The 19938-nt window shown below is 67.6% G+C and carries 15 protein-coding genes and 2 pseudogenes; 11 read left to right on the forward strand and 6 right to left on the reverse strand.

From position 1 onward, the window contains the following. Nucleotides 1-137: 137 nt before the first annotated feature. The 5 genes and pseudogenes from C7T96_RS09960 (at nt 138) to C7T96_RS09980 (ending at nt 5855) form a co-directional block, all read left to right on the forward strand. A complete protein-coding gene (locus C7T96_RS09960; RefSeq protein WP_106571080.1) occupies nt 138-1577 on the forward strand; it encodes a methylmalonyl-CoA mutase family protein in 1440 nt (479 codons plus the stop codon). Next, complete coding sequence (gene scpA / locus C7T96_RS09965; RefSeq protein ID WP_106571081.1) at nt 1574-3697, forward strand: methylmalonyl-CoA mutase; 2124 nt, start codon at nt 1574-1576, stop codon at nt 3695-3697. The genes C7T96_RS09960 and scpA overlap by 4 nt, the downstream gene beginning before the upstream one ends. Nucleotides 3698-3775: 78 nt before the next feature. Continuing rightward, nucleotides 3776-4007 (forward strand): annotated as a pseudogene (locus C7T96_RS09970) (AbrB/MazE/SpoVT family DNA-binding domain-containing protein). After that, nucleotides 4004-4385 (forward strand): annotated as a pseudogene (locus tag C7T96_RS09975) (type II toxin-antitoxin system death-on-curing family toxin). Before C7T96_RS09970 ends, C7T96_RS09975 begins: the two co-directional pseudogenes overlap by 4 nt. Before the next feature lie 99 nt (nt 4386-4484). Further along, nucleotides 4485-5855, forward strand: coding sequence for a TIGR03808 family TAT-translocated repetitive protein (locus C7T96_RS09980; protein ID WP_106571082.1), 1371 nt, complete (start codon nt 4485-4487; stop codon nt 5853-5855). A 28-nt stretch (nt 5856-5883) separates the two neighbouring features. Here the strand turns inward: C7T96_RS09980 and C7T96_RS09985 are convergent, their stop codons facing one another. Next, nucleotides 5884-6888, reverse strand: a complete 1005-nt coding sequence (locus tag C7T96_RS09985) for an asparaginase (RefSeq protein WP_106571083.1) — start codon at nt 6886-6888, stop codon at nt 5884-5886. 76 nt (nt 6889-6964) lie between these two features. Here C7T96_RS09985 and C7T96_RS09990 point away from each other — a divergent pair, with 76 nt between their 5' ends. Further along, entirely contained in the window at nt 6965-7711 is a 747-nt protein-coding gene (locus C7T96_RS09990; protein ID WP_106571084.1) for a DUF3750 domain-containing protein, read from the forward strand. Here C7T96_RS09990 and C7T96_RS09995 read toward each other — a convergent pair. The 4 genes from C7T96_RS09995 to C7T96_RS10010 form a co-directional block, all read right to left on the reverse strand. Then, entirely contained in the window at nt 7681-8457 is a 777-nt protein-coding gene (locus C7T96_RS09995) for a type III pantothenate kinase (RefSeq protein WP_106571085.1), read from the reverse strand. The genes C7T96_RS09990 and C7T96_RS09995 overlap by 31 nt on opposite strands. Nucleotides 8458-8621: 164 nt before the next feature. Continuing rightward, entirely contained in the window at nt 8622-9077 is a 456-nt protein-coding gene (locus C7T96_RS10000) for a hypothetical protein (RefSeq protein ID WP_106571086.1), read from the reverse strand. 43 nt (nt 9078-9120) lie between these two features. Further along, a complete protein-coding gene (locus C7T96_RS10005; protein ID WP_106571087.1) occupies nt 9121-9867 on the reverse strand; it encodes an SDR family NAD(P)-dependent oxidoreductase in 747 nt (248 codons plus the stop codon). Continuing rightward, nucleotides 9864-11030 carry an acetyl-CoA acetyltransferase gene (locus C7T96_RS10010; protein ID WP_106571088.1) on the reverse strand — a complete coding sequence of 389 codons (1167 nt, stop codon included), beginning with the start codon at nt 11028-11030 and terminating at the stop codon, nt 9864-9866. Before C7T96_RS10010 ends, C7T96_RS10005 begins: the two co-directional genes overlap by 4 nt. A gap of 172 nt (nt 11031-11202) precedes the next feature. Between C7T96_RS10010 and betI the strand changes: the two genes are divergently transcribed. From betI to betB, 5 genes are all read left to right on the forward strand, one after another. Further along, a complete protein-coding gene (betI, locus tag C7T96_RS10015; RefSeq protein ID WP_106571089.1) occupies nt 11203-11796 on the forward strand; it encodes a transcriptional regulator BetI in 594 nt (197 codons plus the stop codon). Beyond that, the gene (gene betC / locus C7T96_RS10020; protein ID WP_106571090.1) at nt 11793-13319 is read left to right on the forward strand and encodes a choline-sulfatase; all 1527 of its coding nucleotides are present in this window, start codon (nt 11793-11795) and stop codon (nt 13317-13319) included. The genes betI and betC overlap by 4 nt, the downstream gene beginning before the upstream one ends. After that, the gene (locus C7T96_RS10025; protein ID WP_106571416.1) at nt 13319-14320 is read left to right on the forward strand and encodes a pyridoxal-phosphate dependent enzyme; all 1002 of its coding nucleotides are present in this window, start codon (nt 13319-13321) and stop codon (nt 14318-14320) included. The genes betC and C7T96_RS10025 overlap by 1 nt, the downstream gene beginning before the upstream one ends. A 50-nt stretch (nt 14321-14370) precedes the next feature. Further along, nucleotides 14371-16023 (forward strand): choline dehydrogenase, encoded by a 1653-nt coding sequence (gene betA / locus C7T96_RS10030; RefSeq protein WP_106571091.1) that lies wholly within the window; start codon nt 14371-14373, stop codon nt 16021-16023. Between the two features lie 147 nt (nt 16024-16170). Then, the gene (gene betB / locus C7T96_RS10035; protein WP_106571092.1) at nt 16171-17634 is read left to right on the forward strand and encodes a betaine-aldehyde dehydrogenase; all 1464 of its coding nucleotides are present in this window, start codon (nt 16171-16173) and stop codon (nt 17632-17634) included. 46 nt (nt 17635-17680) lie between these two features. Here betB and C7T96_RS10040 read toward each other — a convergent pair whose 3' ends face one another. After that, nucleotides 17681-19933 (reverse strand): AGE family epimerase/isomerase, encoded by a 2253-nt coding sequence (locus C7T96_RS10040; protein ID WP_106571093.1) that lies wholly within the window; start codon nt 19931-19933, stop codon nt 17681-17683. Nucleotides 19934-19938 lie beyond the last annotated feature (5 nt).

Consider the following 19938-nt stretch of genomic DNA (forward strand, 5'->3'; position numbering starts at 1 on the left):
CGCGACGTGAGCCGAAGGACGGAGCACCCGCCTTGCAGGTGCGCCGATATTCGCGCGAGGCGATCGGCGTTGTTGCCGGCCAAGACCGGGGCCTTTAGTCTGTCGGCAGCAGGTCGGGAGGATCGAGCCGGAACGCCATGGAGCACAAACTGATCAGCGGAACGACGTTTGCGGGCATCGATGAGGCCGGATGGAGGGCACTCGCGCAAAAGGCGCTCAAGGGTGCCGATTTCGAGGACTCCTTGGTGTCGCACACCGATGACGGGCTTCGCATCGATCCGCTCTATGCGCGCTCGGCCCATCCCCAGCCGATCTCGCGCGTCGACCCGGCCGCGCCCTGGCGTGTCGTCCAGCGGGTCGATGATCCCGACCCGGCGCGCGCCAACCGCCAGGCGATTGAGGATGTGGAAAACGGCGCCACCGGGCTGGCGATCGTGTTCGAGGGCGCCCCCAACGCCCACGGTTACGGTCTGCCGTGCACGGACGAGGCCTTCGACCGGGCGCTCGACGGCGTGCCGCTCAACCGGCTCGGACTTCGGATCGACACCCATCCCCTCAGCCGCTCGTCGATCGATTGGCTGGTCGCCTCGCTGGCAGCCAAGCGCGCCGATCCGGCGCGCCTGCATCTGTCGTTCGGGATCGACCCGGCCGCTATCTTCGCCGGGACCGGACGCCTGCGCATGTCGATCGAGGCGCTCGAAGCGTCCATGCCGCAATCGCTTGCCCATTTCTTCGCGCTCGGCCTGCCGGGCGTGCTTCTGGAAGCCGACGGCCGTGTCAGCCACAATGGCGGCGCCAGCGCCGCGCAGGAGCTGGGCATCATGCTCGCCTCGGCCGTGTCGCATCTGCGCATGTTCGAAAAGGCGCGCCAGCCTTTGGTCTATGCCGCCCCGCATGTCGGCTTCGCCATCGCCGCCGACCAGGACCAGTTCGTGACCATCGCCAAGATGCGGGCGCTGCGCCGGCTGTGGCAGCGCGCCCAGGAGGTCTGCGGCATCGAGCCGTCGCCGGCCTCCCTCCATGCCGAGACGTCGTGGCGGATGATGACGGCACGGGATCCGGAAACGAATATTCTTCGCGCCACGATCGCCGTTTTCGCGGCCGCGGCCGGCGGCGCGGATTCGATTTCGGTTTTGCCGCACACGCTCACCCACGGCCTGCCGGACGGTTTCGCGCGCCGGGTGGCGCGCAACACCCAGCTCGTGCTCGCCCAGGAGGCCGGCATCGGCTTCGTCGCCGATCCCGCGGCCGGCTCGGGCGGCATCGCCCATCTCACCGAAGCGCTGTGCGAAGCGGCCTGGGCGGAGTTTCAGCAGATCGAACAGGAAGGCGGCGCGCTCAAGAGCCTCGCCGCCGGTGCCTTCCAGGCCCGGGTGCGGACGGTGGCGGCAAAGCGCCGGCAGGCGCTGCGCGACGGGCAGCGCGCCATCGTCGGCACCACGCTCTACCCGCTCGGCACGGAACGCCCGGTCGCCACGCTCGACGCCGAAAGCCGGCCCGCGCCCTCGGACGGAACGACGTTTTGCGACAGGCTCGCGCCGCTGCGCCTCGACGAACAGGTCGGAGAAGACGCATGATCCCGGATTTTTCGACGATCGGCTGGCAGAAGCCGGCAAGCCGCGCCGCGCCCAACGGCGAGGCGGTGCGCGAAACGCCGGAAGGGATCGCCATCAAGACCTTTTACGGCGAGGACGACCTCGCCGGCCTCGCCCATCTCGATACGTTTCCCGGCGCCCCGCCCTTCATCCGCGGCCCCTACCCGACCATGTATGTGCAGCGGCCGTGGACGATCCGCCAATATGCGGGATTCTCAACCGCCGAGGAATCGAACGCGTTTTACCGACGCAACCTTGCCGCCGGCCAGAAGGGGCTTTCGATCGCCTTCGACCTCGCGACCCATCGCGGCTATGACAGCGACCATCCCCGGGTGGCGGGCGATGTCGGCATGGCCGGCGTTGCGATCGATTCCATCCTCGACATGCGCCAGCTCTTCGACGGCATCCCGCTCGATGAGATGACGGTGTCGATGACCATGAACGGCGCCGTTTTGCCGATCATGGCGCTCTATATCGTCGCGGCCGAGGAACAGGGCGTGGCCGAGAAGGACCTGGCCGGGACCATCCAGAACGACATCCTCAAGGAGTTCATGGTCCGCAACACCTATATCTATCCGCCCAAGCCCTCGATGCGGATCATTTCGGACATTTTTTCCTACACCGCGCAGCGGATGCCGAAATTCAACTCGATCTCGATTTCGGGCTATCACATCCAGGAAGCCGGCGCGACGGTCGACCTGGAGCTCGCCTATACGATCGCCGACGGCATCGAGTATGCCCGCGCAGGCGTGGCGGCCGGCCTCGACATCGACAAATTCGCCCCGCGGCTGTCCTTCTTCTGGAACGCCGGCATGAATTTTTTCATGGAGGTCGCCAAGCAGCGCGCCGGCAGGCTGTTATGGGCGAGCCTGGTGCAGAAGAATTTTGCGCCGAACAACCAGAAATCGCTGGCGCTGCGCGCCCATACCCAGACCTCCGGCTGGTCGCTGACTGCCCAGGATCCCTACAACAACATCGTGCGCACCATGATCGAGGCGATGGCGGCCACGCAGGGCGGCACGCAGTCGCTGCACACCAACGCCTTCGACGAGGCGCTCGCGCTGCCGACCGACCATTCCGCGCGCATCGCCCGCAACACGCAGATCATCCTGCAGGCCGAATCCGGCACCACCCGCATCATCGACCCCTGGGGCGGGTCGGCCTTCGTGGAACGGTTGACGCACGATCTGGCGGCGCGCGCGCTCACCCATATCGAGGAGGTCGAGAGCCTCGGCGGCATGGCGGCGGCGATCGAAAAGGGCGTGCCGAAAATGCGCATCGAGGAGGCCGCGGCCCGCACCCAGGCACGGATCGATACCGGCCGCCAGGCGCTGGTCGGCGTGAACGCCTTCAAACCGGCCGAAGACATGGAAGTCGACGTGCTGAAGGTCGACAACGCCCAGGTCCGCGCCCGCCAGCTCGCCAAATTGCAGGAACTCAAGGGCACCCGCGACGTGGCCGCCGTGGAAGCCGCGCTCACCGCCCTCACCGACGCCGCCCGCACCGGTGGCAACCTGCTCGACTTCGCCGTCAAGGCCGCGCGCGCCAAGGCCACGGTCGGCGAGATCTCGCTGGCGCTCGAGAAAGTGTTCGGCCGGCACGTCGCAACCATCCAGACGATCAGCGGCGTCTACCGCAAGGAGATCGGCGAGGACCCGGTGGTGGAGCGGGTGCACGAGAAGGTCGAGGCCTATCGCGAAAAGACCGGCGCGGCACCGCGCCTGCTGGTCGCCAAGATGGGTCAGGACGGCCATGATCGCGGCCAGAAGGTGATCGCGACCGCATTCGCCGACCTGGGTTTCGACGTCACCGTCGGCGCGATGTTCCAGACCCCCGAGGAGATCGCCAAGCTGGCCGCCGAGCACGACGTGCAGATCGTCGGCGCCTCCTCGCTGGCAGCCGGCCACCTCACGCTTGTGCCGGAACTGTCGCAGGCGCTCGCCAGGCTCGGCCGCGACGACATCATGATCGTCGCCGGCGGCGTCATCCCGCCGGACGATTTCGACGCCGTGTTGAAGGCCGGCGCGACGGCGATCTTTCCGCCCGGCACGGTGATCCCAGAAGCGGCCGAGGACCTCATCGACACGCTTCTGGCGCGCTAACGCAGCGCCGTTTCAACGCGCGGTGTAACACATGCCTCGCCCTGTTATAACAACCGTTACAACGGCAAGGCTGCGACCATGAACACCGTCATCCGCAAGATCGGCAATTCCGAAGGCGTGATCTTGCCGAAAGAACTTTTTGAAAATCCTCAATCTCAAGGCTGGGGATAGTGTTGTCGTCTTCAAGGAAGGGGACGAGCTACGCATGCGACGCGTCGAGGATTCGGCCGATGAGTTCGAGCGCAAGATGAAAATCGCGCGTGAACGCATGCACAAATACGAGGTCACGTACCGCGCGCTCGCGAAATGACGGAATTCCATACGCGGGAGTTCGTTGAGGCCACGCATGCTGAACAGCTCCGCTTGCACGGCGGAGCGCCAGGCATCCGCGATGTCGGCATGCTCGAATCCGCCTTGGCGAGACCGCTCCAGAAGGCAATCTGTGGCGATCCGGACATATTCGACCTGGCAGCAGCGCACCTTTTCGGCATTGTGAAGAACCGTCCGTTTTGTGGACGGAAATAAACGAACGGCGCTGGCCGCGACCGACCTTTTCCTCGTCTTCAATGGCTGGAGCCTGGAGACCGACGACGCCAGTTTGATCCAATTTGTCCTTATGGTTGCCGCCGGCGAGATCGACGAGGCCGGCGCCGCGGCGTTCTTGCGCGACCACACCGAGAAGGCCTGAAGCGTCCACCTGTCACCGCCAGGCACCGGCAGCGCCCGCTCCGCATCGGGCTGGCATAGCACTTGCTCCGCCAAGGTGATGAACCTTGGAGCTGTGCCAATGCTGAACAGACGCGCGTTCCTGGCCGGGCTGGCCGGCGCCGGCGGGCTGGCCGCCGGCGCGGCCCATGGCGCCACCCTGTCCGGTATCGAGACGGCCTCGATCCGCGGCTCGCTCGATGCCAGCGAACTCGGCGTACAGCCCGGCCTTTACGACGACCAGAGCGAGGCCTTCGCCCGGGTGCTCGACAAGGCGGCCGAGCGCGACGCGCCGGTCTATCTGCCGCCGGGCGACTACGTGGTTTCGAACCTGGTCCTGCCGCGCAAGCTGCGCCTGACCGGCGTGCCGGGCGCCTCGCGCATCCTTTACGGCGGCAACGGCCATCTGTTCCTGGCCGAGGCGGCCGACCATCTGGAGATCTCCGGCCTGCTGATCGACGGCGCCAATCGCTGGCTGGGCGATCATGTCGACGGCCTCGTGACGGTGCGCGGTGCGCGCCATCTCGTCATCGACAATTGCAGCATTCTGGGCAGCGGCAAGCACGCGCTGGCGCTGGAAAACGTCGCCGGCCGCATCGAGCGCAGCCAGATCTCGGGCGCCGCCGATGCCGGGATCTACAGCGTCCAGGCCGGCGGCCTCGCGATCACCGGCAACACGGTCGCCGATTGCGGCAATGGCGGCATTCTGGTGCATCGCTGGCAGGCGGGCGAGGACGCCACCATCGTGTCGGGCAACCGCGTCGAGCGCATCGCCGCGCGCAATGGCGGCACCGGGCAATTCGGCAACGGCATCAACGTCTATCGCGCGGGCGGCGTCATGGTTTCCGGCAACCGGATCGCCGACTGCGCCTTTTCCGCCATCCGGGCCAATGGAGGCAACAACATCCAGATCACCGGCAATAGCTGCCAGCGCTCCGGCGAAACCGCGATCTATTCCGAATTCGCCTTCGAGGGCGCGGCGATTTCGTCGAATATCGTCGACGGCGCGGCCAACGGCATCTCGATCGTCAATTTCAACGAGGGCGGCCGTCTGGCCGTCTGCGCGGCCAATCTGGTGCGCAACCTGTCGCAGACCGGCCCCTATCCGGCCGACTCACCCGGGTTCGGCGTCGGCATCACCGCCGAGGCCGACACGGCCGTCACCGGCAACGTGGTCGAAAACGCGCCGCTGTTCGGCCTCCATCTCGGCTGGGGGCCGTATCTGCGCAACGTCACGGCCAGCGGCAACGTCATCCGCGACGCCGGCACCGGCATTGCCGTCTCCGTGGTCGAGGGCGCCGGCGCGGCGGTGATCTCCGACAATATCATCTCCGGCGCGCGCAACGGCGCCATCCGCGGCCATCGCTGGGCCGAGGCCGTGACCAAGGATTTGGCACAGGTCGGCAATGCCGGCTTTGCCCACCTCACCGTCGAGCGCAATCACGCGAGTTGACGCCGGGCCTTGCGCTGTCGCGGCGGCCTCAGGCAAGCACGTCCGTCGCCCGGATTTCGCCGACCTTGATGCCGCGCCGGCTGACGACCGGCGGTCGGGCCATGTCGCGCAAGGTGGCCGCCAGCGGGTCGCCGGCGGCAAGCAGTTTCGCCAGCATCGCGGCCAGCATGGTTTCGGAGGCGCGGGTCGCGCCGTCGTCGCATTTCAGTGCGACACCCAGGCCAAGTTCGGGAATGGCGGCGCAATAGACCCCTTCGGCGCCGGTCTTGCAAAAGATCCGGCCGCCGGCGGCCGCCATCAGCCTTTCGTCCATCCGCGCGCTGCCCGACATGAAAAACGGTTCGGCCATGCAGGCGCCGAGCAGCCGCGTTGCGGCCGCAGCACGCCGCGGCGCAAGGCCCGCGCCGGTCGCCATGCGCGCAAAGCCAAACGCCAGCGCGCGCAGTGGCACCGCGTGGGTGGGTATCGAGCAGCCGTCGACGGCGGCATTGTCGCGGTCGTGCACGGCGCCGGTGACCTGCTCCATCACCGCACGCAACTCCCGCTGCATGGGATGGTCGAAGCCCGAATAGCCGCGATGCGCGACGCCGCCGTGACAGCAAACGCACAGGAAGCCGGCATGTTTGCCGGAGCAGTTGTTGTGCAGCGCGCTCGGCGTCTGGCCGGCGCGGGCAAGGTCGAGCGTGGCCTGTTCGCCGAGCGGCCAATGGCTGCCGCATTCGAGCGCATCCTCATCGAGCCCGGCCCTGGCCAGCATCGCCGCCGCGCGTTCGGCGTGGGCGGCCTCGCCGGAATGGGAGGCGCAGGCCAGCGCGAGGTCGCGGTCGTCGAAACCGCAGGCCTCGGCGGCGCCGCTTTCGACCAGCGGCAGGGCCTGGATCGCCTTGACCGCCGAACGGGGGAAAACCGGCCGGTCGATATCGCCGATCTCGAACACCGTGCGCCCGTCGGCGTCGAGCGCCACGACCGCGCCGCGGTGGCGGCTTTCCACCAGCGCCCCGCGCATCACCTCGACCAGAACGGGATTTTTCATCGCCTCACCGGAAATTCACTGCCCTGCCTGTCCCTATCGACCTATGCTCTCACACCCGCCGAGGCAAAGGAAATCCATGCGCGCAATCTTCAGGCCGGTTGTTTTGGGTGTTGTGGTGCTGTTCGCCCTGCCGGCGGTCGGCACGGCGTTGTGGTGGTCGCTCGTCGACCGGCCGGCATCCTGGCGTTCGGCGGACTGGAGCAGCAGCGGCCTCCTGCCGGCCCCGAAAAACGTCGACGCCGCGATCTACGTGCTCGCCGCGCGCACCGGCGGCTTCAAGGGGGCGTTTTCGTCCCATAGCTGGATCGTGCTGAAACGACCGGACCGGCAGGATTACGACCGCTACGACAAGGTCGGCTGGGGCCTGCCCGTGCGCCATAACGGTTTCGTGGCCGACGGCTACTGGTATTCGAACCCGCCGCGGATCGTGCAGGCGATCACCGGCGAGGCGGCGGCGTCCCTGCTGCCGGTCGTGGAGGCGGCGATCGCGACCTATCCCTTCGCCGGCCGCGGCGACTACCGGATCTGGCCGGGACCGAACTCCAACAGCTTCGTGGCCCATGTGCTGCGCCGGGTGCCGCAGCTCGACGTCGCGCTGCCCGCCAACGCGGTCGGGCGCGACTACGCGCCAGGCCTCGCCTCGGTCAGCCTGTCGCCGGACCGCCGCGACCTGCATGTCACGCTCGGCGGGTTCGCCGGGCTGGCGGTCGGGCGGCGCCACGGTTTCGAGATCCATCTCTTCGGCCTGGTCGCGGGCGTCGATATCGTGCGGCCGGCCCTGAAGATCCCGGCCTATGGGCGGCTGGAATTGTTGCGCCGATAGATTTCAAGAAGCCCGCGAATGGTGACGTCGGGATCGAAATGGTGAATGGCGGCGGTGGCGTCGTAAAACAGCGCCGCGATGCCGCCTGTGGCCACCACCGTCATCTGCTCGCCGCGCTCGGCCTGGATGCGCGCGATCATGCCCTCGATCAGGCCGATATAACCCCAGAACACGCCCGACTGCATGGCGCTGACCGTATCGTTGCCGATCACGCGCTGCGGTTTCTTCAGCGCGACCCGCGGCAATTTGGCGGCGGCCGAGTGCAGCGCCTCGACCGACAGATGAATGCCGGGCGCGATCGCGCCGCCCTCGAAGCCGCCATCGGCGGCGACAACGTCGATCGTCGTCGCCGTGCCGCTGTCGACCACGATCAGCGGCCCGGGATAGGCGATATGCGCACCGAGCGCGTTGACCACCCGGTCGGCGCCGACCTCGGCCGGCTTGGCGACGCGGATCGGAATGCCCAACTCGGCGTTCTCGCCGATCACCAGCGGCTCGGCGCCCAGATAGCGGCGCGACAGATTGCGCAGGTTGAAGATCGATTGCGGCACCACGCTGGAGATGATGCAGGCGTCGAGCACGCCCAGGTCGAGCCCGGTCATCGACAGCAATTGGTGCAGCCAGACCGCATATTCGTCCGCGGTCCGGTTGGGTTCGGTAGCGGAACGCCATTGGGCGATCCAGCTTTCGCCGTCGTGCACGGCAAACAGGCTGTTGGTGTTGCCCTGCTCGATCGCAAGCAGCATATGGCCGTTCCCTCGCCTCGCCGTCCGGCGCCGCCTTCCCCTCAAGCGGCGCCGAGACATGTGTCGCGACCGCGGCGACGTCCCATTGAGCCGTCGCCACGCGCCGTCATCCTGTTAAAGCATGATCTTTCCCGAACAAAGAGGCTCGTTGCCGGGATTGTGCCCTAATCGGTCAGGAGAGCCGACGCCGCCTCGCCGAGCGTGGCAGCGTCTTTCGGCTTGCCGTAGCGAATGTCGTCGACGACGAGCGCGCCGCCCTCGCCCGCAGCCAGAACGAGCTGATCGGTCCAGCCCTGATCGCCCTCGCCATAGATGACGTCGACAAGCGTCACACCGTCCTCGGCGCTGACCGCCCCGGCGCTGCAAGCGCCCGCGGCCCCGTCGCCGCTCGCCCAGGGCACGCCCGTGCCAAACGCCGTCTCGCCCTGCCCGCCGGCCGCCAGCGCGGCGGTCACCTTTTCGGTCAGGCCGGGCGACAGCAGATACATGCGTCCCATGCCCTGGTCGAGCTCGGCCAGGCTGCAGAACGCCTGGGCGAGCGCGACCGCGTCGTCCTCGGCGGCATGCGTGGTTCCGATCGCGGCGAAGCCGATCACAAAGGCCGTGGCGAGTCTTTTCATGTCGATGATCTCCGTTGCTGAAACAGGTCCCGATTGACGGAAATCAGCCCTGGAATGGCAACAGGCCAGCGGCGAGAAAACCGCCATCCACGGCGAGCGTCTGGCCGGTGATGTAGCTTGCCTCGGGCGAAAGCAGGAAGGCGATCGCGGCGGCCACCTCGTCGGCCTCGCCATAGCGGCCTTCCGGCACATGCGCCAGCCAGCCGGCGCGCTGGCGGTCCTCGTGCAGCCGCGCGACCATCGGCGTGTCGATCGGGCCCGGCGCCACGCAATTGACGCGGATGCCCCGGCCGCCGAGTTCGACCGCCATGACTTCCGTCATCATCCTCACCCCGGCCTTCGACGCGCCGTAGGCCACCCGGCCCGCATTGGCGCGCAGGCCCGACACCGAGGCGATATTGACGATCGCCAGCGTCTCGGAACGACGCTCGACCGCAGCCTTGCAGCAGATGAAGGAGCCGACGAGATTGACGTCGAGCACATGGCGCATCAGTTCCGCGCTCGTTTCCAGCGCCGGGACGTCGCGGGCGATGCCGGCCGAATTGACCAGACCGCCGATCGGGCCGAGGCGCTCGACGACGGCACCGAAAGCGCCGGCGACCTCGTCCTCGTCGGTGATGTCGGCTTCCAGGAACAGCGCGCCCTCGTCGGCGAGCGCGTCCTCGGCATCGGCGAGCGCGTCGCGGCTGGCGTCGACGACCGCGACCGGCCAGCCGTCCTCCAGCAGCCGCCCGGCGACCGCCAGGCCGATGCCGGAGGCGCCGCCGGTGACGACCGCCGCGTGCCTCATTTGATCCGTTCGAGGATCGACACGTAATTGGCGACCGCCGCGCCGCCCATGTTGAAGATGCCGCCGATGCGGGCGTCTGGAACCTGGATGCCGCCGGCCTCGCCGGTAAGCTGCATGGCGGTCAGCGCGTGCATCGACACGCCGGTCGCGCCGATCGGATGCCCCTTGGCCTTCAACCCGCCGGACGGGTTGACCGGCAGCCGGCCGTCCTTGGCGGTCACGCCGTCGAGCGCGATCCGCGCGCCCTCGCCCGGCTTGGCGAGCCCCATCGCCTCGTATTCGATCAGCTCGGCGATGGTGAAGCAGTCATGCGTTTCCACGAAGGACAGGTCGTCGAGCGTCAGCCTGGCCCTGGACAGCGCCCGGCTCCAGCCTTCCTGGCAGCCCTCGAAGGCGAGGATGTCGCGCTTCGACATCGGCAGGAAATCCTGCACGTGCTCGTTGGCGCGAAAGGCGACCGCCCGGCGCATCGACAGCGCGGTCTGGGTTTCGGCGAGTACGATCGCGGCCGCCCCGTCCGACACCAGCGAGCAGTCGGTCCGCTTCAGCGGCCCGGCGACATACGGGTTCTTTTCGCTCTCGGCGCGGCAGAATTCGTAGCCGAAATCCTTGCGCATCTGCGCATAGGGATTGTCGACGCCGTTTTTGTGGTTCTTGGCCGCAATCGTGGCGAGCGCGTCGGACTGGTCGCCGTAGCGCTGGAAATAGGCACTGGCGATCTTGCCGAACACACCGGCGAAACCGGCCGGCGTGTCGCCGTCCTCGGGCAGGTAGGAGGCCTTCAAGAGGTTCTTGCCGATCTCCGGGCCGGGCGTCTTGGTCATCTGCTCGGCACCGACCACCAAAACGATGCGCGCCGCCTTGGCCTCGATCGCGCGCAGGCCCTGGCGCACGGCGGCCGAGCCGGTCGCGCAGGCGTTCTCGACCCGGGTCGCCGGCTTGAAGCGCAGCCGGTCGTCGGCCTGCAGCACAAGGCTGGCGGTAAAATCCTGCGGCGAGAAACCGGCGTTGAAATGGCCGAGCACGATCTCGTCGACATCCTCGGGCCCAATGCCGGCATGTTCGATCGCCTCGACCGCCACCTTGGTGATCAGACCCTCCAGCGTTTCGTCTTCCAACTTGCCAAAGGGCGAATGCGCCCATCCGACGATCGATGCGGTCATGCCAGCCTCCAATCCGATGATCGCGCACTGTAGCGCAAATGCCGTGCGCGGCAATTGATTGTTCAAGTCTGAACGTATTTTGCAGCGCAGTAAAGTCCGCTCCGCACAGCCGCGCGAATTTTTATTGATTGACCAGTCAATTAAAAATATACAGCTCTCAAGGGAGGCGATCATGCCAAAGGTCGGAATGGAGCCGCTGCGGCGCAAGGCGCTGATCGAGGCCGCGATCGCGGCGATCGGCGCGCGCGGCTCGCTCGACGTGACCATGTCGGAAATCGCCGGCATCGCCGGCGTCTCCTCCGCGCTCGCCCATCATTATTTCGGTGCCAAGGACGATCTCCTCGAAGCCACCATGCGCCACCTCCTGTCGGAGCTCGGCCGCGACGGGTGCGCCGCGCTGCGGGCCGCGCCCCAGCCCCGGGCGCGGGTTTCTGCAATGGTGGCGGTCAGTTTTTCGCCGACCCAGTTCCGGCCCGAGACCGTTGCCGCCTGGCTGGCGTTCTACGTCGAGGCGCAGCGCTCGCCCGCCATGCGGCGGCTGTTGAGGGTCTATGCCCGCCGGCTTCATTCCAATCTGATGAGCGGCTTGCGGCCTTTGATGCCCGCCCTGCGCGCGGAGCGGATCGCCGAAGGCATCGCCGCGCTGATCGACGGGCTTTACATCCGCCGTGCGCTGAAGGACGGGCCGCCCGACCCCAGGAGCGCGGTCGCGCTGGTGGAAGACTATGTCGAAACCATGCTTGCGACGGAAGCGAGGACGTCATGACGGCGCGCCCCAACATCTTGATTATCATGGTCGACCAGCTCAACGGGACGCTGTTTCCCGACGGTCCGGCCGACTTCCTGCACGCCCCGCATCTCAAGGCGCTGGCCGCGCGCTCGGCCCGCTTTCGCAATAGCTACACCGCCTCGCCGCTGTGCGCCCCCGGCCGGGCCGCCTTCATGAGCGGGCAATTGCCCTCGCGCACCGGGGTCTACGACAATGCCGCCGAATTTGCTTCCTCGATCCCCACCTACGCCCACCATCTACGCGCCGCCGGCTATCACACCTGCCTGTCGGGCAAGATGCATTTCGTCGGCCCGGACCAGCTTCACGGCTTCGAGGAACGGCTGACGACCGACATCTATCCGGCCGATTTCGGCTGGACGCCGGACTATCGCAAACCCGGCGAGCGCATCGACTGGTGGTATCACAATCTGGGCTCGGTCACCGGTGCGGGCGTGGCCGAGATCTCCAACCAGATGGAGTATGACGACGAGGTCTGCTTCCACGCCGTGCAGCGTCTTTACGACCATGCCCGCGCCTCCCAGGACGAAGATCGACGCCCCTGGTGCCTGACCGTCTCCTTCACCCATCCGCACGATCCCTATGTCGCACGCCGGCGCTACTGGGATCTTTACGAGGACTGCCCGGCGCTGGAGCCGACGGTCGCCCGCATCGCCGAAGAAGATCAGGACCCGCATTCGAGGCGGCTCTACCACGCCAGCGACTACGCAGCCTTCGACATCCGGCCCGACCATGTACGCCGCGCGCGGCGCGGCTATTTCGCCAATATTTCCTATCTCGACGACAAGGTCGGCGAACTGATCGACACGCTTGCGCGCACGCGCATGCTCGACGACACCGTGATCGTGTTCTGCTCCGACCACGGCGACATGCTCGGCGAGCGCGGCCTGTGGTTCAAGATGTCGTTCTTCGAGGGATCGGCGCGCGTGCCCTTGATGATCGCCGGCCCAGGCATCGAAGCGGCCCTCTTCCATGTCCCGGTCTCCAATCTCGACATCCTGCCCAGCCTGTGCGACCTCGCCGGCGCCGACATGAACGCCATCGCGACATGGACCGACGGCCAGTCGCTGGCGCCGCTTCTTGCCGGCGGAACGCGGAGCGCGCCGGTGCTGATGGAATATGCGGCCGAGGGTTCCCATGCGCCGCTGGTCGCGATTCGCCAGGGCCGCTTCAAGTTCGTCCATTGCGAACTCGATCCGCCGCAGCTCTTCGATCTCGACGCCGACCCGCTCGAAACCGTCAATCTCGCCGAACGTCCCGATCATGCCGAGACGGTCGGGCGCTTCATGGGCATGGTGCGAGCGCGCTGGGACATGGCGGGCTTCGACGCGGCGGTGCGCGAAAGCCAGGCCCGGCGCTGGGTGGTCTATCCGGCGCTGCGCAACGGCGCCTATTACCCTTGGGACTTCCAGCCGCTGCGCCAGGCCTCGGAGCGCTACATGCGCAACCACATGGACCTGAACGTGCTGGAAGACCAAAAACGCTTTCCGAGAGGCGAATGATGACGGCCCCGCAAATCCCCGACCTCGATCACCTTCGCCGCGCCTACGCGCTCACCCGGCAGGCGACACAGGTGACACCGTTGCTGGAATCGGCCTTTCTGGCCAAGGAAAGCGGCGCCGCGCGCGTCTTCGTCAAGCCGGAATCGCTGCAATGGGCGGGCTCCTTCAAGGTGCGCGGCGCCTATTGGCGGCTGACACGGCTCGCCCCCGACGAGGCGCGGCGCGGCGTGGTCGCCTATTCCTCCGGCAATTTCGCACAGGGCCTTTCGGCGGCCGGCCAGGCGCTCGGCATTCCCGTGACCATCGTCATGCCGGTCGACGCGCCGGCCGCCAAACGCGAGGCGACGGCGGGTTATGGCGCGCGCGTAATCCTGAGCGAGCACGGCGCACGTCCGCGCGAGGAGGTCGCCGCCGAACGGGCCGCCGCCATCGCCGCGGAAGAAAATCTGGTGCTGCTTCATCCTTTCGACGACCCCGAAATCGTCGCCGGACAGGCGTGCGCCGGGCTGGAGGCGCTCGAACAGCTTGCCGACAGGAACGCCCGCGCAGACTTGGTGCTGTGCCCGGTCGGCGGCGGCGGACTGATCGGCGGGGTGGCGCTCGCCTTTCACCACCTTGCGCCCGACACGAAACTCTTCGCCGTCGAGCCGCAGGGCTTCGACGGCATGGGACGCTCGCTCGCCGAGGGCGCGATCGAGCCGCGTCCGGCCGGTGCGGCGACGATCTGCGACGGGCTGATGGCGCGCGCGCCGGGCGCGGCCCCCTTCGCCGCGGCGGCGGCGGCCGGCGTCACCGGACTGGCCGTCGCCGACGCGGCCGTGCGGCGCGCGATGCGCATCGCCTTCGAACGGCTGAAGCTGGTTCTGGAACCCTCGGGGGCTGCGGCCATCGCCGCGCTCCTGGAGGCCGGGCTCGACCTATCCGGCAAGACGGTGCTCGTCATCGCCACCGGCGGCAATGTCGCGCTCGCCGATTTCACCCGGCATGTCGGCGATGCGTGAAAGCCGGCATCGCCTCTCGCCCCAACCTTGCAGCGGGAGTATCAGCGCCAATGCTTGAAGCCGATTACGTGATCGTCGGGTCCGGTTCGGCCGGCGCGGCACTCGCCTACAGGTTGTCGGAGGACGGGCGCCACTCCGTGATCGTCATCGAATATGGCGGCACCGACATCGGCCCGCTCATCCAGATGCCGTCGGCCCTGTCCTTCCCGATGAACATGAGCCTTTACGACTGGGGCTACGCCAGCGAGCCGGAGCCGCATCTGGGCGGACGCGTTCTGGCCACGCCGCGCGGCAAGGTGCTCGGCGGCTCGTCGTCGATCAACGGCATGGTCTATGTGCGCGGCCATGCCCGCGACTTCGACCATTGGGCCGAGACCGGCGCGACCGGCTGGAGCTTCGCCGACGTGCTGCCCTACTTCAAGCGCATGGAAAATTCGCATGGCGGCGAAGCGGGCTGGCGCGGCACGGACGGCCCCTTGCATGTGCGCCGCGGCGCGCGCAGGAACCCGCTCTACGCGGCCTTCATCGAGGCCGGCAACCAGGCCGGTTTCGAACTCACCCAGGACTATAACGGCGCCAAGCAGGAAGGCTTCGGCGCGATGGAGCAGACCATTCATCGCGGCCGGCGCTGGTCGACGGCCAATGCCTATTTGCGGCCGGCGCTGAAGCGCAAGAACGTGAGTCTCGTCAACGGCTTCGCGCGCAAAGTGATCATCGAGAATCAACGCGCCACCGGCGTCGAGGTCGAGCTTCGCGGAGCGATTCAACAAATTAAGGCGAAGCGCGAAGTCGTGCTCTGCGCCTCGTCGATCAACTCGCCCAAACTCCTGTTGCTGTCGGGCATCGGGCCGGCCGCGCAGCTGGCCGAGCACGGCATTGATGTCGTCGCCGACCGGCCCGGCGTCGGCGCCAATCTGCAGGACCATCTCGAACTCTACATCCAGCAGAAATCTCTGAAGCCGGTCACGCTCTATTCGGTGCTCAATCCGCTTTCCAAGGCGCTGATCGGCGCGCGCTGGCTGATGTTCAAATCGGGCCTCGGGGCGACCAACCATTTCGAGGCGGCCGCCTTCGTGCGCTCGCGCGCCGGCGTCGACTATCCCGATATCCAGTATCATTTCCTGCCGGCGGCGATCCGCTACGACGGCAAGGCGGCGGTGCCCGCGCACGGTTTTCAGGCTCATGTCGGACCGATGCGCTCGGCCTCGCGCGGCACCGTCACCCTGCGCTCGGCCGACCCGCGCGCAAAGCCCGTCATCCGTTTCAACTATATGGCGCATGATCAGGACTGGGTCGATTTCCGCCACTGCATCCGGCTGACCCGCGAGATTTTTTCGCAGCCCGCCTTCGACGAGTTTCGCGGCGACGAGATCGCGCCGGGCAGCCACGTCGAAAGCGACGCCGAACTCGACGACTTCATCCGCGAGCATGTCGAGAGTGCGTATCACCCCTGCGGCACCTGCCGCATGGGGCATGCCGACGATCCGATGAGCGTGGTCGATCCCGACTGCCGGGTGATCGGCGTTGCGGGGCTGCGCGTCGCCGATTCCTCGATCTTCCCGCGCATCACCAACGGCAATCTCAACGGTCCGTCGATCATGACCGGCGAAAAGGCGGCCGACCACATTCTGGGGCGCGCGCCTCTGCCCCCCTCGAACCAGGAACCGTGGATCAATCCGCGCTGGCGCGACACCGACAGGTGATCGGTCGGCGATCCGACAGAGCCCGCCGCGCCGTTCCGTTCCGATCAGGCCGAGCGCCCGGGGCGTCTGTTCGCCGCGCCCCCTCGCGCCGGACGCCCGGAAACGATAAGGGAAGGCCAACGCAGGCCCCGCCAAAAGGATCAGACCATGAAAGCTCAACCCAAGGCGTCGCACTACATCAACGGCAGCTATGTCGAGGACCAGGGCGGACAGACGCTGGACGTCATCTATCCGGCCACCGGCGAGGTGATCGCCCGCCTGCACGCGGCCACCGACAATATCGTCGAGCTTGCCATCGAGGCCGCCCGTGCCGCGCAGGGGGCCTGGGCGCGCATGAGCCCGACCGAACGCGGGCGGGTTTTGCGCCGCGCGGCCGACCTGCTGCGCGAACGCAATGACGAAATCGCCCGGCTGGAGACGTTCGACACCGGCAAGGCGATCCAGGAAACGCTGGTCGCCGATCCCGCCTCGGCCGCCGACGCGCTGGAATTCTTCGGCGGCGCGGTCGCCGCCTATAATGGCGATTATGTCGATCTCGGCGGTCCCTTCGCCTATACGCGGCGCGAGCCGCTCGGCGTGTGCGTGGGCATCGGCGCTTGGAACTATCCGATCCAGGGCGCGGGCTGGAAGGCCGGCCCGGCGCTCGCCATGGGCAACGCGATGGTGTTCAAGCCCTCGGAGAACACCCCGCTTTCGGCCCTTGCGCTGGCCGAGATCTTCACCGAGGCCGGGCTTCCGGACGGATTGTTCAACGTCGTCCAGGGTTTTGGCGATGTCGGCGCCGCGCTCGCCGGGCATCCGGTGGTGGCCAAGGTGTCGCTCACCGGCTCGGTACCGACCGGCCGCAAGGTGCTTTCGCTCGCCGGTTCGCAGATGAAGCACGCCACGATGGAGCTCGGCGGCAAGTCGCCGCTGATTGTGTTCGACGACGCCGATCTCGAAAACGCCGTCGGCGGCGCCATGCTCGCCAATTTCTACTCCACCGGCCAGGTCTGCTCCAACGGCACGCGCGTCTTCGTCCAGGACGGCATTCGCGAGCGCTTCCTCGCGCGGCTGATCGAGCGCACCAAGAAGATCCGCATCGGCGACCCGCTCGATCCCGAAACGCAGATGGGACCGTTGATCAACAAGGCCCAGCACGACAAGGTGTGCGGTTATATCGAGATCGGCAAGGCCGAGGGCGCGACGCTCGCTCATGGCGGCGGCGTGCCGAAACTCCAGGGTTTCGAAGGCGGCTTCTTCGTCGAGCCGACCGTCTTCACCGAGGTCAGGGACGACATGCGCATCGCCCGCGAGGAGATTTTCGGGCCGGTGATGAGCGTGTTGTCGTTCAGCGAGGAAGCCGAGGCGATCGCGCGCGCCAACGACACCGAATTCGGCCTGTCGGCCGGCGTGTTCACCCGCGACCTGGCCCGCGCCCACCGCGTCATCGCCGACCTGCAGGCCGGCACGTGCTGGATCAACCACTACAATCTGTCGCCGGCCGAGATCCCGTTCGGCGGCGTCAAGCAGTCGGGCATGGGACGGGAGAACTCGCTCGCCGCGCTCGGCCACTACTCGCAGATCAAGACGGTCTATGTGGAGACCGGCGACGTCGACAGTCCGTATTGAGGTCGCGGCGTCACGCCTTGCCCGAAGGGCGGAACCGGCGCGCGGCCTACCCGGCCGCCTCGTCGGCCCCGTCCGTCTTGTCGAGATAGCGCGTAAGCGCGAACACCAAATGGTAAAAGATGCTGGCCGGCACCTCGCGCGCCACCGAGCGCCCCTTTTCGTCGACCCGGTCGATCCACAGGCCGGTCGGCGCGGGATCGATATGCCAGCGGAACAGCCGCCCGACACGCGCCTCGATTTCCGGCTTCAGGTCCGGGCCGCCGGCCCCGTCGAGCGCCATCGCCGCCTTGATCGCCTCGGCCTGCGGCCATGAGCGCGACAGCTGGTCGAGCGGCATGCCCGAGCGCGACACCGCGGCATAGGCAAGCCCGGTCGCCCGGTTCAGCCCGTTGGCGACCGCCGAGGCATAGAGCTTGCGGGCGATGCCGACCAGATCGCCCTGCCCGGTCTTGTCGGCGAAATCGACCAGCAGCGAGGCCCATTCGAAATGGTGTCCCGGCTCCGTCCACTGGCCCTTTTCGCCCGCGGCCGGAGTGAAATCGTCGTCGAAAAACTCGCCGACCGTCCAGCTATCGGGATCGAAGAACCGGCTGCGGAACAGATCGATGATGCGCGAGGCGCGGCGCAGGTGGACGCGCTCGCCGGTCACGTCGTACCAGGCCAGGAACGCCTCCAGAAGGTGCATATGCGGGTTCGACCGGCGCAGGCCGTTACCGCCGGGAAACTCCAGAAACCCGGTCAGCCGCTCGTCCTCGAGATGGGCGTCGATAAAGGCGAATGTCTCCGCGCCGAGCGCGCGCGCGGCCTCGTTGCCCGACAGATGGGCATGCGCCAGCGCAAGCAGCACGCAGGCATGGTCGTAGGCGTCCTCGACCGGGTCGACCACCGCGCCGTCGACGCCGATCGCGCGCACCCAGCCGCCGTTTTCGCTGCGGCCCCTGGCGGCGATGAAATCGATGCCGTGGGCGATGATCCGGTCGGCCGGCCCGTCCCAGCCGCGCGCCTTGGCGACGGCGAAGGCATAGATCTGGCGCGCCATGGTACGCATGCGCTTGGGCTTGCCGAGCGGCCGGCCGGCGAAGTCGAGCGCCTCGTGGAAGCCGCCGCCGACCGCGTCGACGCCGGCCGTCGCCCACAGCGGCAGCGTTTCCTCGAACAGCCAGTGGCATACCCGCCGGCGATGCGCGCCGACGACCAGAACCCGGTCGTGGCTGGGGGTGAACCGCGTCTCCAGCCGGCCGCTCTGTTCCAGCCGCTCGACGATCTTCTTGACGTTCTGGCTCTGGGCCACCGGCGCGACGAAGGTTGCGTCCTGGGTCGCCACGATGGCGACGTCGCGCATGCCGATCACCGACAACAGCCGGCCCTCGCTGCGCAGATAGGAATGGGCGGTGTCGAAGGCGACGACGTCGCCGATCACCACGTTGCCGTTCTCGTCGGAGGCGCCGACGTCGAGCAGCGATTGCCACGAGCCGAGATCGTTCCAGCGGAAGCCGGCCGGCACCATGGCGATGCGCGCCGCGCGCTCCATGATCGCGTAGTCGACCGAGATCGCCGGAATGTGCTCGTAGAGGTCGAGCGGCAGATAAAGCCCCGACAGATCGCTGGATGCCGCGGCGCGTGCGCGCTCCGCGCCCGCCCAGATATCGGGCGCGAACTCCAGGAAGGCGTCGCGCATGGCGCTTGCCCGAAACAGGAAGATGCCGGTGTTCCAGTAGAAATTGCCAGCCGCCAGATAGGTCTCGGCCGTTGCAAGGTCGGGTTTTTCCACGAAACGCAGCACGTCGCGCACCGCCTCGCCGCCATCGCCGGCAGCCTCGATATAACCGTAACCGGTCTCGGGTTGGCTCGGCTTGATGCCGAACACCACCAGGCGCCCGTCGCGCGCTGGCTTTGCCCCGGCCGCGACCGAGGCCCAGAACTGGGTGTCCGTGGTGATGGCGTGGTCCGAGGGCACGACCAGAACCAGCGCGTCGCCATGATCGGCCAGGGTCTGCAGCGCGGCCACGGCGACGGCGGCGGCGGTGTTGCGTCCGATCGGCTCGAAGATCGGCCGGCCGCCCGAAAGGTCCAGTCCGGCGAGATCGGCGCGCAGGCGCTCGGCGTGGCGCTCGGAGCCGATCAGATAGACCGGCCAGCCGCCATCGCCCCCCGCCTTCAGCCGGCGCAGGGTCTGGGCCAGCATCGAACCGGCGCCGGACAGGTCGTGGAACTGCTTGGGGTTGTCCTCGCGCGACAGCGGCCACAGCCGGGAGCCGACGCCGCCGCTCATGACGAAGCTGACGATCTTTTCAGTCATGGCGT

Source organism: Nitratireductor sp. StC3 (genome assembly GCF_003015025.1).
Lineage (GTDB): Bacteria > Pseudomonadota > Alphaproteobacteria > Rhizobiales > Rhizobiaceae > Mangrovimarina > Mangrovimarina alexandrii.